Source organism: Streptomyces sp. NBC_01451 (assembly GCF_036227485.1).
Classification (GTDB): Bacteria; Actinomycetota; Actinomycetes; order Streptomycetales; family Streptomycetaceae; genus Streptomyces.
On sequence record NZ_CP109479.1, the window covers coordinates 133211 to 147387 of the forward strand.

Consider the following 14177-nt stretch of genomic DNA (forward strand, 5'->3'; position numbering starts at 1 on the left):
GTGACGCAGTTCCCTCAGCCTGCCGGGCGCACAGCCCTGAAGCTGGTTGTCGCCGGAGGATTCGGCGTCGGCAAGACCACCGCGATCGGCGCCATCAGCGACATCAAGCCGTTGAGAACCGAAGAAGTCCTCACCGCGCACAGCGCGGCCACCGACAGTCTGGACGGTGTCGAGGCCAAGACGACCACGACGGTCGCCTTCGATTTCGGCCGTGTCGGCTGGGACGACCCTGAACACCTGGAGCTGTACCTCTTCGGCACTCCGGGACAGCCGCGGTTCTGGAACCTGTGGCACGACCTCTCCGCGGGGGCCTTCGGCGCCGTGGTCCTGGCCGACACCCGCCGCCTGGAGAGCAGCTACCCGGCAGCCGACTTCTTCGAACAGCTCGGCCTGCCCTTCGTCATCGCCGTCAACCGCTTCCCCGGGGCTGCCCCGCGCACCCTGCCCGAGATCCGCGAAGCCTTCGACGTAGGCGACAACATCCCCGTGATCTTCTGCGATGCCCGCAACCCCCATTCCGTGGCCGGCGTCCTGCTCACCCTGATCAGACACGCACTGGCCCTGGCCACCGACGACTCAGCCCTCTTGGACGCGAGATGACCTCCACCCCCAGCCACCCGAGCCCCGCTCCGCACGTCCCGGCGCTCCACGCCGTGCACCACCGGATCGAGACCTTCACCGACGACCCGCAGACCGAAGCCGCCCAGATGGCCACCCGCCTGACCAGGTTCGAGCAGCTGGGCATCGGGACGGAGGGCGTCGAGGTACTGGACGAGATCGCCCACGACATGGGCGAGCGTGCCGACTTCCTCTACGCCATGGTGAACGCGTTCGGCGCGCAGCAGACCTTTCTCGGCCTGCGCAACCCGCCCCGCGACGCCGGCTATCCCATCGTGGGCCGCACCATGAGCCGCAGTCACGGATGGTGCCCCGAGGTCGTCCGGCGCAAGCTGTCGCTGCCTCTGCCGAATGTGGCCGCCTCCCCGCGGTTCGCCAGCAACCTCGTCGTCGACGCCATCGGCATCCAGAGCTACTTCGGCAGCCCCGTCATCGACGCGCACACCGGCCTCGCCCTGCTCACGGTCTGCATCATCGACCCCGAACCGCGCACCCTCCATGACGCGAGACGGGTCCTGGCCATCGTCAAGGACACCGCGCGCACCGCAGCCGACACGCTCCAGATCGTCACCCCGCCTGCCCCCTGACGTAGCAACTGCCCGCGCACCCCCGCGTGCAGCCGGCCTCAGCCGTCATGTGAGCCCATCAGGGAAAGGGGACGTTCATGTCCGCATCCAGCACACCCCGCGCGCCCCGCGTGCTCGACACGTTCCTCACCCCCCGCCACCAGGCCCTGTGGGAGGACGTCGACGCCTTCGCCGACGAGGAGATCCGCCCCCGGGTGACCCACATGGAAAGCGCCCGCTATGTCGACCGGAAGGTGGCCCGGCTCCTGGCCGCCCGCGGCTGGTTCGGCGTCACCGTGCCCAAGGCGTACGGCGGCATGCAGGCCGGGCATGTGGCCAAGTCCATCCTCATCCACCGCCTTGCCCGGGTATCCGCCGCCGCCGCGGCGATCCTCCAGGCCAGCCTGATCCCCGTCGCCGCCCTGCTCCACTTCGGCACCGAACGACAGCGTGCGGAACTCCTCCCGGGCGTCGCCGACGGCAGCGTGCTGCTGTCGATCGCCGTCACCGAACCCGACCAGGGCGGCCACATCGGCGGCATGACCACCACAGCCGAGTGGGACGGCAAAGCGTGGATCCTCACCGGCACGAAGGCACACATCGGGAACAGCCAGATCGCCGACATCCATGTCGTGGTCGCCCGTACCGCACCGCCCGGCACCCGCACCTCCCAGGCCCTGACCGCCTTCCTCGTCGCCGGCGAGCGCAGAGGCGTCTGCGCCAACCGGTACGTCGGCGCGTTCGGCCTGCGCGGCTTCGGCTTCGGCGGGCTCGGATTCGACCGCGTACGCCTCCCCCCGGAGAACGTTCTCGGCGAGGTCGGAGGGGGCCTGGCCGTCGCCCAGTCCAGCAGCATCCTCTACGGACGGCCCAACCTCACGGCCCTCTCCCTCGGCCTGCACGAAGCGGCCCTCGACCTCACCACCCGGTACACCGCCAGCCGGCCCCGCTACCAGGGAACGCTCTGCGACATCGGCGTCGTACGCGACCGTGTCGGCGCGATGACGGCCCGCCTGCACACCGCCCGGATCCTCACCTACCACGCCGTCGACATGCTCGACCACGGCACGGACTGCGACGACCAGCTCATCACCGCCAAGACCTTCGGCCACGAAGCGGCCCGCGACTCCGGCCGGGACGCGATGGAACTGCACGGCGCGAACAGCCTCGACACCTCCGGCGAGATCTCCCGGGTCTTCCGTGACATGCAGACCACCTACGCACCCGCCGGCACCGGCGAAGTCCAGCGCCTGCGCCTGGCCCAAGCCGCCCTGCGCGAGCACAGACCCAGACCCGCCCCCCAGGACGAGACAGGGCACATTCCGTGGTCGGTGCGCTTCGCCGACCACCTGCGGCACATCGAGCCCGACCCGACAGCCGTCTGACAACCCCCGCGCACGGCACCCCCGTGAAATCCGCATCACCGTGCGCGGGCCCCTTGCCGTCGAGCGGGAATGGGGGTTCCCCGCCCGACGACAGGACACCAGCACCCTTCGCTCCCCCGGGCCCGTGACGGCCGGGGGGGGCGGGCCAAGAGCCAAGCGGCCCGGCCCGGCCCGGCACAACCCATCACTTCTGGACAGGACCCATGGTGCCGACCTGCATGAACGTCTTTGTGCCCGGCCGCCTCCGGCCGACGCCTCCGGTTCCGCGTCCGCCTGATACATCCACTGCGCCCGCCTTCCCGCGCTGCTCCGTCCGAGTCGACGCACAGCAGCCGCCTCCGCTGCCGGGATCGGGCGACGGTTCAGCGACCCACAACTGCCTCACCGTGCGGGACGGCATCCAGACCTCCGGACCTGGCCGGGCAGACCGCGCAGCTTGTTCACCGGGGGGCGCCGACGGTGACGGACGGCATGGCGTTCCTGCACCGCGACGGCAACGCCCCCGTCCTGTACGAACTCCCCGCCGGGGCCCGCCGCTTCGGCGGCTGCGTCCAGCAGCGCGGCGGGACGGCCAAAAATGGGGCTGGTCCACCGGCCGTCCGCCGCCTGTGCGGCAGACACCTCCCGCATGCCGGCCGCCGTGCCCCCCGAGCCGGACCTCCACCGCCTCCCCGGACTCCTGGGCGAGGGGCACCTGGTGACGGCCTGCGTCGCCAAGAAGACCCGCCCGCCCGCACACGATCCGGAGCGGCGCGGCGGCCACCGCGTCCTGGCCATCGGCCACACGGACGGGACAGGTCGTCTTGCGCACCCCGTCCCAGACACCATCCCCCAGACCCTGGCCCCGGTCCTGTCCCTGGACCGCTTCGGGGACTTCTTCGCCGGACGCGGTGTCCGGCCCGACCTGCGCCGCACCGTACGGCTGCCGGCTGCCCGGCCCTCCACGGCCCGCCCGGCAGCGTCCCAACCCACCACCTGAGCAGGGAGAATCGCGTTGCATCCCATGTCCTTGACCAGCATCGCCGCCGTCGTCGGCGGCCGGCTCGCCAATGTCCTCGACCGCAAGGCCCAGGTCACGCAGCCCGCCCGCGTCGACTCCCGCGAGATCGTCCCCGGAGCCTTGTTCGTCGCGCTGAAGGGCCAGTACACCGATGGCCATGACTACGTCGAGGCCGCCATCGCAGGCGGTGCGGTCGCGGCCCTCGTCACCCGGCCCGTGGGCTTCCCCGCGATCGTCGTCGAGGATGTCCTGACCGCGTTCGCACGCCTCGGCCGCGCCCTCCTCCACGACCCCCTGGCCACCGCCACGGTGGTGGCCGTCACCGGCTCGGCCGGCAAGACAAGCACGAAGGACTTCATCGCCCAGGTGCTGCCCGGCACCGTGGTCTGCACCCCGCAGTCCTTCAACAACGAGACCGGCCTGCCGCTGACCATCACCCTGGGCGACAAGACCACCGACTACCTCGTCCTGGAGATGGGAGCCCGCCACATCGGCGACATCCGGGACCTCACCTGGATCGCCCCGCCGGACATCAGCGTCATCACCAACGTCGGCACCGCACACCTCGGCGAGTTCGGCAGCCGGCAGAACATCGCCCAGGCCACGGGCGAGATCGTCGAAGCCCTCCAGCCCGACGGACTCGCCGTCCTGAACGCCGACGACGACTTCACCGCAGCCATCCGCCTGCGCACCCGGGGCAGGGTCGTCACCTACGGGCTGAGCGAACAGGCCACCGTCCGCGCCGTCGACGTCACCACCGACGGTCAGGGCCGGGCCTCCTACACCCTCACCGCCCCCGAGGGCAGCGCCCCCGTCCACCTCCAGTCCGCCGGCGACGTACAGGTTCCCAACAGCCTGGCCGCCGCCGCCGTCGCCCGCGAAGCCGGACTCCGCGTGCAGGAGAGCGCCGCACGCCTGTCCCAGGCCCTCCCGCGCTCCCGGTGGCGGATGGAGACGACCACCCGCGCCGACGGCGTCACGATCGTCAACGACGCCTACAACGCCAACCCCCACTCGATGCGCCACGCCCTGAACGCACTCGCCTCCATGACCGGCGGACGCGACCAGCGCTCCATCGCCGTCCTGGGCCGGATGAACGAACTCGGCGACGACGCGCGCACCTCCCACGAGGAGATCGGCCGCCACGCCGCCGAACGGGACCTGGACCAGATCATCCTGGTGGGAGAGGACGAAGCCGGATGGATGCAGGACGGCGTGCGCAGCAGCGGCGGGACAGCCCTCCACCTGCCCGACCAGGACACCGCCCTGGACCTGTTGCGCAACACCCTGCGCTCCGGCGACGTCGTCCTGATCAAAGCCGGCCGGGACGTCCAGCTGCAGCAGCTCGCCGACGCGCTGCTCCAGCCCAGCCCCCATCCCACCGGCGCCTAGGCCGCGGCGGGGGCCAGCGCGGCCCGCAGCAGCGGCCCCGACTCGACGATGTCACCGGTCCCCATCAGGATCACCACATCACCCGACCGCGCCCCATCGGCAGCGGACACCACGGCCTGCGCCCGGTCGGGCACCACATGCCCCGCGCTGCCGCCCGCACCGGTGATGCGGGCGGCCAGCGCCTCCAGCGCCCCGGCGACGACGCCCTGACCACTGTCCGTCAGCACCACCCGGTCACAGCCGGCCAGCGCCTTCGCGAAGGCATCGCCGAACATGTCCAGCCGGGCCTGGCCAGGCGACTGGAACACCACGATCACCCGGCCGCCGGCCTCCACCAGGCAGCGCGCGGCAGCCAGATCCACGCCCACCTCGTCGGGATGATGGGCGTAGGAGTCGAAGACCAGCACCCCGGCCGCCTCCCCCGACAGCGTCATACGCCGCCGCACACCGTCGAAGCAGCCCAGGGCCTCCACGGCCAGGTCGCCCTCCTGGCCCAGGGTGTGCAGGGTGGCGACGGCCGCGGCGGCGTTCAGGAGCTGGTGGACGCCGGGCACCCGCAGCACGAGATCGAACTCCCTACCCCGCGGACCGTGCAGCACCGCCGTGGTGCTCCCGCCCGTACTGACCGCCTCACTCACCCGCCAGTCCGCGGACGACGAGAGGCCGAACGTCACCCTCCGGGGCCCGTCCCCCCGCGCGGCCAGCCGGGAGGCGAGTTCCCGGCATCCGGGATCGTCGGCGCTCAGCACCAGCGTGCCGTGCACGTCCAGACCGGTACGGACACACCGCTCGTAGGCGCCGACGTGGTCGACCGCCGCGGCATAGTTCTCCACGTGGCCGTGCCCGATGCTCGTGATCACCGCCACGCCCATCCGCACACCGATATGAGTGCGGTCCGACTCGTCGACCTCCGCGACGAAGAAACCACCCCTGCCCGCACATCCGCCACTGCCCGGCACATCAAGGTCGCCACCCAGCACGTACGAGGGCTCCTGCCCCATGCGGGCGAGCGAGAACGCCAGCATCCCCGACGTACTTGTCCTCCCGTGCGTCCCCAGCACCGCCACCACCGCACGGTCGGCCGCCATCAACGCGTTCAGCACCGCCGACCGGTGCACCAGCGGGATACCGCGCCGGCGCGCCTGTGCGATCTCGGGATGGTCCTCACCCACTCCATGCGTGAACACGACCGCGGTCGCGTCCGCCGGGACCTGCCCGGCCGCGTGCCCGGTGTGCACCACCACACCACAGCGGACCAGTTCCTCCAGCCCCTCCGACACCCGGACATCACTGCCCGACACCATGTATCCCCGCTCGGCACACACCCGCGCCACCGGCAGCATGCCCAGGCCGCCGATCCCCACGAAATACGGGCGCCTCACATCCACCGGACCACCGGCCGGCACCGTCGGCGTGATCGTAGGGACTGCGGCTTCCGCCATGACACACCCTCCTCCAAGGCGGCCCCAGCCACCTCACCAAGCACCACACGCCCACCTGGTGGAAGGCACACCACCACCGTCCCGCCCGGCCCCCCACACCGTCTACGACCCGCGGTGCTGCGAACCCCTCCGCAACACGATCACGCCCCCCTGCCAGCCCACACCACCCGGACGGCACACACTGAAAAACCCGAACTACACCCTCGCACTCGCCCTCGCCCAGGCAGGCTGGAACAACAGCGAAACCGCCCGCCGCATCAACCACCGGGCCGAACAAACAGGACAACGCGGCATCGCCGTCGACCGCTCCCGGGTCAGCCGATGGATCCGCCACGGCGAAAAACCCCGCCACCCCGTCCCCGAACTCCTCGCCACCCTCCTGACCGAACACCTCACCCAGCCCTACACACCGCGACTACTCGGCATCGCTGCGGACCACAGCCTCCACATCTCCATAGGAGAAACCCAACACCACACCCTCCAAGCCAAAGCCGCAGCCGCGAACATGCCAGCCGAGGACTACGCCCGCGCACTCCTCCACACCGCACTCTCCGATACCTGAACAGCCACCGAACCCGACCCCCGCGCCCCCCCACAGGATGTTCCCCAGCCTCCGCCTCACGCCCGACAGGACCCCTCCCAACTCCCGCACACACTCACGACTTCGCGGCCCGGCACGCACAGCACAGCCAGCGGTGCCGGCGTACACGTCGACGTGGCTCTGGGAAGTGGCTCTGGCAGAGGTACAAGCGAGCGTGGTCTCGGAGACGCCCGGCACCACCATGGAGACCATCACCGTGTTGTTCTCCGTGGTCGCCTTCGTGTTCTACGGCACCGAGGCGGTCTTCGGGCTCAAGACGGCGCCTCGAGGCTGCAGTCGACCCTCGCTCGCTCTCCACCGGCATCTGTCTGCCTCACGGGCCTCGCCAATCGGATCCCACCCCCCGGTCCGCTGCGGTGCCCGGCGTGTCAGGAATCTGGGCGCAGCGAGAGCAGCGGGAAGCGATCTCGTTGCGGTGCGCTGTTGTTGTGTGGTAGCTGACGTCGCTGACCTGCGAAATGTCACAAGTCCTGGGACTGGACGCTTAAGGGGGTAATACGGCGCCTCGGGAGGCGCCGACGACTTGGGGAGTTCGTATGGAGCCCGTGACGATCACCGCAGGGTTCGCCGCTGCGGCCGGAGCGCTGCGGCTGGTGTACACCTGGATGAGCGCGCGTTCGTGCTGGCGCCGTGTGGAGAGGGAGATCCGCAGGGCTGAGCAGCAGCGGGAGACTCCGATCGACACGATCGGCCATCTGCCGCCCGGCAGCGAGATCACGGAGATTCTGCCCGACGGTCGGCGCGTGACCATCAAACTCCCGCGCGGCGAGGCAGCCTGACATGAGCGAACTACCGGCTCCGGCCGGGCACACCGGGCCGCGCCCTCAGCAGGTGCGGTCCTTCGTGCCGTCCCCCGCCGTGCACCGTGAGGACTTCGACACCTTCTACGTTGCCGAGAAGAAGCTCTTGACCAAGTTTCTGATGTATCAGGGCGCGAGCGAGTTCGAGGCCGACGACGCCGCGCACCAAGCTCTCCTCGCCGTGCTTCCTGATCTCTGGACGAGATTGGAGTATCCCGGGGCCTATCTGCGTACGGCGGCCCTGCGGTTCTACTGGCGGCAAAACGACCGGCGGGAGCAGTCCACCGGCGAGGTACCAGATATGCCTGGCGGCATCTGCCCCGTCGCCAAGCTGGCGCTGTCCGAGGAGAGCCGCACCGTCATTGACGCCATTCGTCAGCTGCCGCCCGCACAGCGAGATGTCCTCGCCTGGTCATTGGACGGTTTCACCGCCGAAGAGATCGCGGCCGCGCTCAGGCGGACTCCCGCTGCCGTACGACAGAACCTGCACCGCGCCCGACGTCAGCTAAAGATCAATCTCGGCCTTGAGGAGGGAGAGACCCGTGAGTGACTTCCCGCATGACCTGGACGACGACCGTACTGCGGCTGACGACCGGCTGGACCAGATCCTGGCGTCCACCGACGCCGAGCTCCTGGAGGCCATCAGCGTCGCTCAGACCGGGCGACACTCCCCTGGCGGCCCCGGCATCGCTCGGGTCTCGCCCCGCCGGCTGATGCCGTCGGATGGGCTGCCGTGGCAGAGGGACGGGGCCGGCCACTGCGACAACAACCCTGTAACGCGAGCCCTGCTTTCCCTGGAGGCCCTTTCTGCGCAATTGGATGCCTTCTCCAGGCACTTCGTAGCTGACGGCATGGCGGCCGCCTCCGGCACGGCATATGCCATGAACGAGGTCGCTCAGTTGTCCAGGCTCCTGAAGCTCAGGGCCTTGACCAGGGAAGAAGCACTGCGCCGACTCGATCTCGTAGGGAAAGTTTTGGATCTTGTCTCCGGGTATGAAAGCGCCCGGACGTTTGCGAGTGTCAATGCAGCATGGGCGCAGGCCCGGGAAGCGGTTTTGGTCCTCTTCCATCACTCCGACGACCATGAGGAATGCCCTGTTTCCTCGCCGCGCTGATCGCCGAGTTGCGCTCGGGGCTACTGGCACAGACGGATCCATCGGCCTGCGTGCAGAGCCCGTGTGGCCTGCGGCGCTCTCCCGGGCGGTCGCGGACGCGGGGGCTGAACCGGAGACAGGGCACGCCGCCGGCCAGGAGGCCCGCGGCGTGTTCTTCTCCGAGACGACCGTGCCGTCCGCGAGTTCACGAACGGCGGGTTCCGGAAGACCATTCGGGCCCACCGGCGGGAGACCCGCCGCCGGCGCCAGCGGCGGGTCTCCCGCCACAGGATGAGCAGGGTCACCGCGCAGGTGCTGGCAGAGCCGCCGGCCGCGCAGGCAGCACCAGAAGTAGGAGCGCACGATGGGCTGGAACCCAAGGAAACGCCGGCACCGCACGGCATTGGCATGATGGCGGTGCCGCCGTGGCGGGAGGACCTGGTTGCTCAGGCGTTGCCGGACGTGTACCGGGACATCGTCGAGATCGTCGCAGACGCTCCCAATCCGCTGCAGGCCAAACAGACCGAGCCGCGGATCGGACCGGAAGCCACCACAGCGAAGACCGACGGGACCCGGGGGAAACTGAAGCGTCTGGTGGAGCGGGGCTGGCTGGACGAGGACCCGCCGCCGGGACGGTTCACCCCCGCCCGCCATGACGGGGACGCCCGCCGCGCCAACTCCCCGTGACCAAAGAGCTCCTCTGCGTAGATCCGGAAGTACCAACCGAACGAACCGCAAGAAGAACCGAAAAAGAGCCCCAGACGAAACCCCACGACACCTTGCCCGGGCCAGATGCGCATGCCGCCACCCGCAATGCCCCCGAACGCCTCGCCACAACGCCGGCCGGCGACCCGGCGCGGGGCACGGCCCATCACGAGCTGGAAGGACTGCCCGAACAGCAAGAACGCGCATTGCTGCGCCAGTTGATGCAGCATCTCACTTCAACGACCCCAACCCACATCCGGCAGTGACGGACAGCCACGGAACAGACCCCTGGTTGAACCGCGTAAGCACTCCCCCGGAACCTCACTTCCCACCCAGAACGAACACACCACCCGAACACCAGCCACCCACCCGGGCCGGACACATCACGAACACCATCCAACATCACCTTCCATCACCACCCGACGTGAGCCAGAACGGTTGAAGTGACCCACCCCGGAGGTGCGGTACATCACCGCACGCTCACGCAACTCCAGCGAGTGCTTTCCGGGAGCGGCCATGGCCGGTGTTCCTCTCGTCAGAACCGTCTGCCCCTCTGTCAGCACACTCCGTATCTCGGGGGGGAACCTGATGCCGGCCGCCCGCGACGAGCAGGGTGCTGGGGAGGCCTGAGAGGGGGCAGCCCCCTCTCAGGCCTCCTGCCGGACTCCGCGTGTCAGGGCTCAGGGGCTACCGCTGGTTGATGGGCAGTGCCAGGTCGGTGACCTGGAACTTCTTCGGGAAGGCGCCGCTGTCGGTGGCCTTGCCGTTCAGCAGGTTGACGCGGTACAGACGGGAGGTCCCCGTGGTCTTGATGACCGCGTAGCCCTGGTTGGTCCCGGTGGCCGGGTCGTAGTAGATGTCGAAGCCGGCGTCGGGGTCCGCGTCGGTTCCGAGGCTGCCGGCGGGCGCGAGGGTGCCGGTGTTGGCCGGGGACTGCACCGAGACCCGGTCGGCCATCGTATCCAGGTCGAACAGGGTCGTCGCGGTCGCCGTGCTGAGGTCGTTGTTGGTGTAGGCGGCGCCGGTCACGCCGATGGCGGTGGACGGCGGGGTGGTGGGGTTGGTGAGGGTGGCGTCGACGGTGGTGGCCAGCGGGGCGGCCGGGTCGTCCATGTTGTGCCGCAGGTTCTGCCCGCTGCCGGAGACGACCCGCAGCCGGTTGGCGGCCGGGTTGAAATCGACCCCGAACGCGGTCCCGGACAGGGCGACCGTCAGCTGCGACACCTTCATCGCTTGCGCGTTGCGGGTACTGAAGGTGTAGATGCCGCCCCGGTCACCGACTCCGTACAGCTTTCCGTTCTGCACCCGGAAATCGATCCCCACCAGCCTGGTGTCCCCGGACAGTCCCCAGACCCTGCCCAGCGACCAGACGCCCGCGGGACGACGGACATCGAACACGACCAGCCGCTGATCACTCGTGAGACCGATCGCCGACAACCCGGCCTGCTTGACTCCAGCCGCGGTGTCGCCGGCCGCGAGCGCCGGCCCGGCACACGAAGCGGCCACCAGCAGACCGGCCACAGCGATGATGCGTTTACGCATGTTCACTCCCAGATTCACACGCCTCGAACAGGACCGCCGAGGTCTCTGAAAGCAATCCGTCACCACCACCACCACGGACAGGCGCCAGCACCGAAAACCACCCGGACAGCCCACCCCACAGCACCCCACCAACCCACCAACCCACCAACCCGACAACCCGACAACCGTGAGGCGTGCCACGCCAACACCCCCGACCCACGTCCGGCGGTGACGGAAGGTGACATTTTCGCTGGTTGTCGTGATGTGACCGGCTCGGGCTGGAGGCCGACACCCGGGCCATGGGTTCACCCCCGGGCAGGAAGCGAGGTCCTGGGTGAGCACCCGCGCCGCTCAACCAGACGTTCTTTCCCTGACCATCCGTGACCACCGTAGGGGAGACAGGCCCCCCCTTTTTCGGTTCACGCGCTGTCGGCGGGCAGCGGCGGGTAGTCGGTGTAGCCGTGGTGGTCGCCGCCGTAGAAGGTCGCCGGATCGGGGGTGTTGTAGGGGCCGCCGGCCGCGAGGCGGGCGGGCAGGTCGGGGTTGGCCAGGAACAGCGCACCGAAGGCGATGATGTCCGCGGTGCCGTCCGCGATGTGAGCGAGTGCGCCAGGGCCGGTGGTGGCGGGGTGGGTGAAGGGGTTGAGGATGAACGCCGTCGGCCAGTCCTTGCGCAGCCGGGCGGTCAGGTCGCGGTCCGGGCTCTCGACCAGGTGCAGGTAGGCGAGGTCCAGCCGGGCGAGTCCTGCGGTCAGGGTGGTGTAGGTGTCCAGCACGCCTGCCGGGCCGGTCTCGGCGATGTCGTTGTAGGGGTTGCCGGGGGAGATACGGAAGCCGGTGCGGTGGCCGCCGATCGCCTCCGCGACGGCCCGGGCGACCTCGATGCCGAAGCGGGCCCGGCCTGCGGCGGCGCCTCCCCAGCGGTCGGTGCGCAGATTGGTGTTGGGGGCGAGGAACTGGTGGATCAGGTAGACGTTCGCCCCGTGGATCTCCACGCCGTCGAAGCCGGCGGCGATCGCGTGGCGCGCGGCGTCGGCGTAGTCGGCGATCGTCCGGGCGATGCCGTCGGGGTCCAGTTCCTTCGGCGTGACGTAGTCCTGGGGGCCCTGGTAGGTGAACACCTGGCCCGCCGCCGTAACCGGGGAGGGGGCGACGGGCAGGAGTCCGTCGGGCAGCAGGCTGGGGTGGCTGATCCGGCCGGTGTGCATCAGCTGCGCGAAGATCGTGCCGCCCTGGGCGTGGACGGCGTCGGTCACCTTCCGCCAGGCGTCGACCTGCGCCGCGGAGTGCAGGCCGGGGGTGTTGGTGTAGCCCTGGCCGCCGGCCGAGGGCTGGATGCCCTCGGTGATGATCAGGCCGGCGCTCGCGCGCTGGGCGTAGTAGGTGGCCATCAGCTCCGTTGCCGTGGCGGCGGGTGCATCGGCGCGGCTGCGGGTCATCGGTGCCATCGCGATGCGGTTGGCGAGCGTCCTGCCGCTCAGGCCGATCGGGTCGAACGCGGTGGTCATGGCAGCTTCCTTTTCCTTTGAAGAACGGGTCAGGGGGCGGGACGAGGCAGGCGGCAGCACGGTCCAGCGGGCTGCCGGGGAACTGGTGATCGACAGAACAGAGACCTCAGCAGTCCTCATGCCGCTGGTCAGAGGCGCTTTCTGCTGTGCCGTTCACCAGTCGGACAGCCTGCTTCGGGTAAGCGCGGGGCTAGTTGAGCGGGACGTCCGCGACGGCCTTGAGGTGGCTGAACGTCTCCAGGGAGTACCGGCCGTGGTAGCGGCCCATGCCGCTTTCGCCGACGCCGCCGAAAGGCAGGCCGGGCATGAGCAGTTGCATCACCGGCTGGCCCCAGGCGATGCCGCCGGAGGACGTCTCGTTCACGAGGCGCGACTTGACGGCCTCGGAAGTGGTGAAGGCGTAGAGGGCGAGGGGCTTGTCGCGTTCGTTGATGAAGGCGATGGCGGCATCGAGGTCTTCGACTTCGACGACGGGGAGGATCGGACCGAAGATCTCCTCCTGCATGACGGGCGATGCGGGGTCGACATCGGTGAGCACGGTCGGCGCGATGAACAGGTCGTCGCGGTCGTGCCGGCCGCCCACCGCCGCCCGGCCGGAGTCCAGCAGAGCGGTGAGCCGGTCGAAGTGCCGCTCGTTGATGATCCGGCCGAAGCCGGCCGCGGTCTGCGGAGTGGAGCCGAACTGGGCGTCGACCGCCGCACGCAGAGCGGGAACCAGTGCGGCGGCGGTGGCCGGATCCGCCAGAACGTAGTCAGGGGCTATGCACTGCTGCCCCGCGTTGCCGAACTTGGCGCCGACCAGCCGCTTCGCGGTCTCCTCCACATCGGCGTCCGGCGCCACGACGACCGGCGACTTGCCCCCGAGCTCCAGCGTGACGGGGGTGAGGTTCTTGGCCGCCGCTGCCATGACGATCCGGCCGACCGTCCCATTGCCGGTGTAGAAGATCTGGTCGAAACGCTGCGCCAGGAGGGCCGTGGTCTCCTCGGCGCCTCCCTCGACCACAGTGAGCACATCGGCGTCGAAGTACTGGCGCAGGAGGCGCGAAGCGAGAGCCGAGGTGTGCACCGACATCTCACTCGGCTTGGCCACCACGGTATTCCCGGCGGCCAGCGCACCGATGATGGGGTCGATGAGCAGGTGCAGCGGGAAATTCCACGGAACGATCACCAGCACGACCCCGAGCGGGTCGTACGTGGTGTAGGCCGTGGTCGTGGGACCGAAACGGGCGGGAACCTCCACCGGGCGAGGCTGAAGCCAGCCTTCGAGGTTCGCCAGTGCCTCGTCGATGTCGGCAACGGTGAAGTCGATCTCCTGCGTCTTCGCCTCGGCAGCGTTCTTCCTCAGATCCGCCCAGAGCGCATCGATCAGCTCCTGCTCGTTCTCCACCAGCAGCGCCCGCAGCCGCCGCAACTGGTCGACACGCCAGTCCAACGGACGGGTGACGCCGGTGTTGAACGTCGCCCGAAGGCGGCCCACCACCTGCGCGGCCGTCTCGCTCCGGTACGTCCTCGACTCGATCCCCTGTACTGCGCTCATGGGATGTA

16 protein-coding genes are annotated in these 14177 nt (G+C 69.7%); 11 read left to right on the plus strand and 5 right to left on the minus strand.

The window, feature by feature from the left end; all coding sequences use genetic code 11:
- The 3 genes from OG595_RS00580 to OG595_RS00590 all read left to right on the plus strand — a co-directional run bounded on the left by OG595_RS00580 (window position 1) and on the right by OG595_RS00590 (window position 2569).
- Window positions 1-600, plus strand: coding sequence for a GTP-binding protein (locus OG595_RS00580; protein WP_329266688.1), 600 nt, complete (start codon window positions 1-3; stop codon window positions 598-600).
- Window positions 597-1205 carry a GAF domain-containing protein gene (locus OG595_RS00585; protein ID WP_329266690.1) on the plus strand — a complete coding sequence of 203 codons (609 nt, stop codon included), beginning with the start codon at window positions 597-599 and terminating at the stop codon, window positions 1203-1205. Before OG595_RS00580 ends, OG595_RS00585 begins: the two co-directional genes overlap by 4 nt.
- A gap of 77 nt (window positions 1206-1282) precedes the next feature.
- Window positions 1283-2569: an acyl-CoA dehydrogenase family protein gene (locus tag OG595_RS00590; protein ID WP_329266692.1), complete on the plus strand. Its 1287-nt coding sequence runs from the start codon at window positions 1283-1285 to the stop codon at window positions 2567-2569.
- Window positions 2570-2950: 381 nt separating this feature from the next.
- Here the strand turns inward: OG595_RS00590 and OG595_RS00595 are convergent, their stop codons facing one another.
- Entirely contained in the window at window positions 2951-3199 is a 249-nt protein-coding gene (locus OG595_RS00595; RefSeq protein ID WP_329266693.1) for a hypothetical protein, read from the minus strand.
- Here OG595_RS00595 and OG595_RS00600 point away from each other — a divergent pair.
- Complete coding sequence (locus tag OG595_RS00600) at window positions 3198-3548, plus strand: hypothetical protein (protein ID WP_329266694.1); 351 nt, start codon at window positions 3198-3200, stop codon at window positions 3546-3548. The two genes, OG595_RS00595 and OG595_RS00600, sit on opposite strands and share 2 nt — an antisense overlap.
- 24 nt (window positions 3549-3572) lie before the next feature.
- Window positions 3573-4961 carry a UDP-N-acetylmuramoyl-tripeptide--D-alanyl-D-alanine ligase gene (locus OG595_RS00605; protein WP_329266695.1) on the plus strand — a complete coding sequence of 463 codons (1389 nt, stop codon included), beginning with the start codon at window positions 3573-3575 and terminating at the stop codon, window positions 4959-4961.
- Here OG595_RS00605 and OG595_RS00610 read toward each other — a convergent pair.
- Window positions 4958-6403 (minus strand): UDP-N-acetylmuramate--L-alanine ligase, encoded by a 1446-nt coding sequence (locus OG595_RS00610; protein WP_329266697.1) that lies wholly within the window; start codon window positions 6401-6403, stop codon window positions 4958-4960. The genes OG595_RS00605 and OG595_RS00610 overlap by 4 nt on opposite strands.
- A 58-nt stretch (window positions 6404-6461) precedes the next feature.
- Here OG595_RS00610 and OG595_RS00615 point away from each other — a divergent pair, with 58 nt between their 5' ends.
- The 6 genes from OG595_RS00615 (at window position 6462) to OG595_RS00640 (ending at window position 9869) form a co-directional block, all read left to right on the plus strand.
- On the plus strand, window positions 6462-6965 hold the full coding sequence (locus OG595_RS00615; RefSeq protein ID WP_329266699.1) for a hypothetical protein: 504 nt from the start codon (window positions 6462-6464) through the stop codon (window positions 6963-6965).
- Between the two features lie 584 nt (window positions 6966-7549).
- A complete protein-coding gene (locus OG595_RS00620) occupies window positions 7550-7783 on the plus strand; it encodes a hypothetical protein (RefSeq protein ID WP_329266701.1) in 234 nt (77 codons plus the stop codon).
- 1 nt (window position 7784) lies between these two features.
- Window positions 7785-8354: an RNA polymerase sigma factor gene (locus OG595_RS00625; RefSeq protein WP_329266703.1), complete on the plus strand. Its 570-nt coding sequence runs from the start codon at window positions 7785-7787 to the stop codon at window positions 8352-8354.
- Window positions 8347-8919, plus strand: coding sequence for a hypothetical protein (locus OG595_RS00630; RefSeq protein ID WP_329266705.1), 573 nt, complete (start codon window positions 8347-8349; stop codon window positions 8917-8919). Before OG595_RS00625 ends, OG595_RS00630 begins: the two co-directional genes overlap by 8 nt.
- Window positions 8920-9189: 270 nt before the next feature.
- The gene (locus tag OG595_RS00635; protein WP_329266708.1) at window positions 9190-9585 is read left to right on the plus strand and encodes a hypothetical protein; all 396 of its coding nucleotides are present in this window, start codon (window positions 9190-9192) and stop codon (window positions 9583-9585) included.
- The gene (locus tag OG595_RS00640; protein ID WP_329266709.1) at window positions 9582-9869 is read left to right on the plus strand and encodes a hypothetical protein; all 288 of its coding nucleotides are present in this window, start codon (window positions 9582-9584) and stop codon (window positions 9867-9869) included. The genes OG595_RS00635 and OG595_RS00640 overlap by 4 nt, the downstream gene beginning before the upstream one ends.
- Window positions 9870-10290: 421 nt before the next feature.
- Here OG595_RS00640 and OG595_RS00645 read toward each other — a convergent pair whose 3' ends face one another.
- The 3 genes from OG595_RS00645 to OG595_RS00655 all read right to left on the minus strand — a co-directional run bounded on the left by OG595_RS00645 (window position 10291) and on the right by OG595_RS00655 (window position 14169).
- On the minus strand, window positions 10291-11145 hold the full coding sequence (locus tag OG595_RS00645; RefSeq protein WP_329266711.1) for a DUF4394 domain-containing protein: 855 nt from the start codon (window positions 11143-11145) through the stop codon (window positions 10291-10293).
- Between the two features lie 398 nt (window positions 11146-11543).
- Complete coding sequence (locus OG595_RS00650; protein ID WP_329266713.1) at window positions 11544-12632, minus strand: alkene reductase; 1089 nt, start codon at window positions 12630-12632, stop codon at window positions 11544-11546.
- A gap of 190 nt (window positions 12633-12822) precedes the next feature.
- Window positions 12823-14169 carry an aldehyde dehydrogenase family protein gene (locus OG595_RS00655; protein WP_329266715.1) on the minus strand — a complete coding sequence of 449 codons (1347 nt, stop codon included), beginning with the start codon at window positions 14167-14169 and terminating at the stop codon, window positions 12823-12825.
- Between the last annotated feature and the right edge of the window lie 8 nt (window positions 14170-14177).

Bases quoted from the DNA above. Each gene is read 5' to 3' on its own strand.
- OG595_RS00605 (WP_329266695.1), top strand. From the start codon at position 3,573: ATGTCCTTGACCAGCATCGCCGCCGTCGTCGGCGGCCGGCTCGCCAAT.
- OG595_RS00585 (WP_329266690.1), top strand. From the start codon at position 597: ATGACCTCCACCCCCAGCCACCCGAGCCCCGCTCCGCACGTCCCGGCG.
- OG595_RS00610 (WP_329266697.1), bottom strand. From the start codon at position 6,403: ATGGCGGAAGCCGCAGTCCCTACGATCACGCCGACGGTGCCGGCCGGT.
- OG595_RS00655 (WP_329266715.1), bottom strand. From the start codon at position 14,169: ATGAGCGCAGTACAGGGGATCGAGTCGAGGACGTACCGGAGCGAGACG.
- OG595_RS00595 (WP_329266693.1), bottom strand. From the start codon at position 3,199: ATGCGGGAGGTGTCTGCCGCACAGGCGGCGGACGGCCGGTGGACCAGC.
- OG595_RS00650 (WP_329266713.1), bottom strand. From the start codon at position 12,632: ATGACCACCGCGTTCGACCCGATCGGCCTGAGCGGCAGGACGCTCGCC.
- OG595_RS00625 (WP_329266703.1), top strand. From the start codon at position 7,785: ATGAGCGAACTACCGGCTCCGGCCGGGCACACCGGGCCGCGCCCTCAG.
- OG595_RS00635 (WP_329266708.1), top strand. From the start codon at position 9,190: ATGAGCAGGGTCACCGCGCAGGTGCTGGCAGAGCCGCCGGCCGCGCAG.
- OG595_RS00600 (WP_329266694.1), top strand. From the start codon at position 3,198: ATGCCGGCCGCCGTGCCCCCCGAGCCGGACCTCCACCGCCTCCCCGGA.
- OG595_RS00645 (WP_329266711.1), bottom strand. From the start codon at position 11,145: ATGCGTAAACGCATCATCGCTGTGGCCGGTCTGCTGGTGGCCGCTTCG.
- OG595_RS00590 (WP_329266692.1), top strand. From the start codon at position 1,283: ATGTCCGCATCCAGCACACCCCGCGCGCCCCGCGTGCTCGACACGTTC.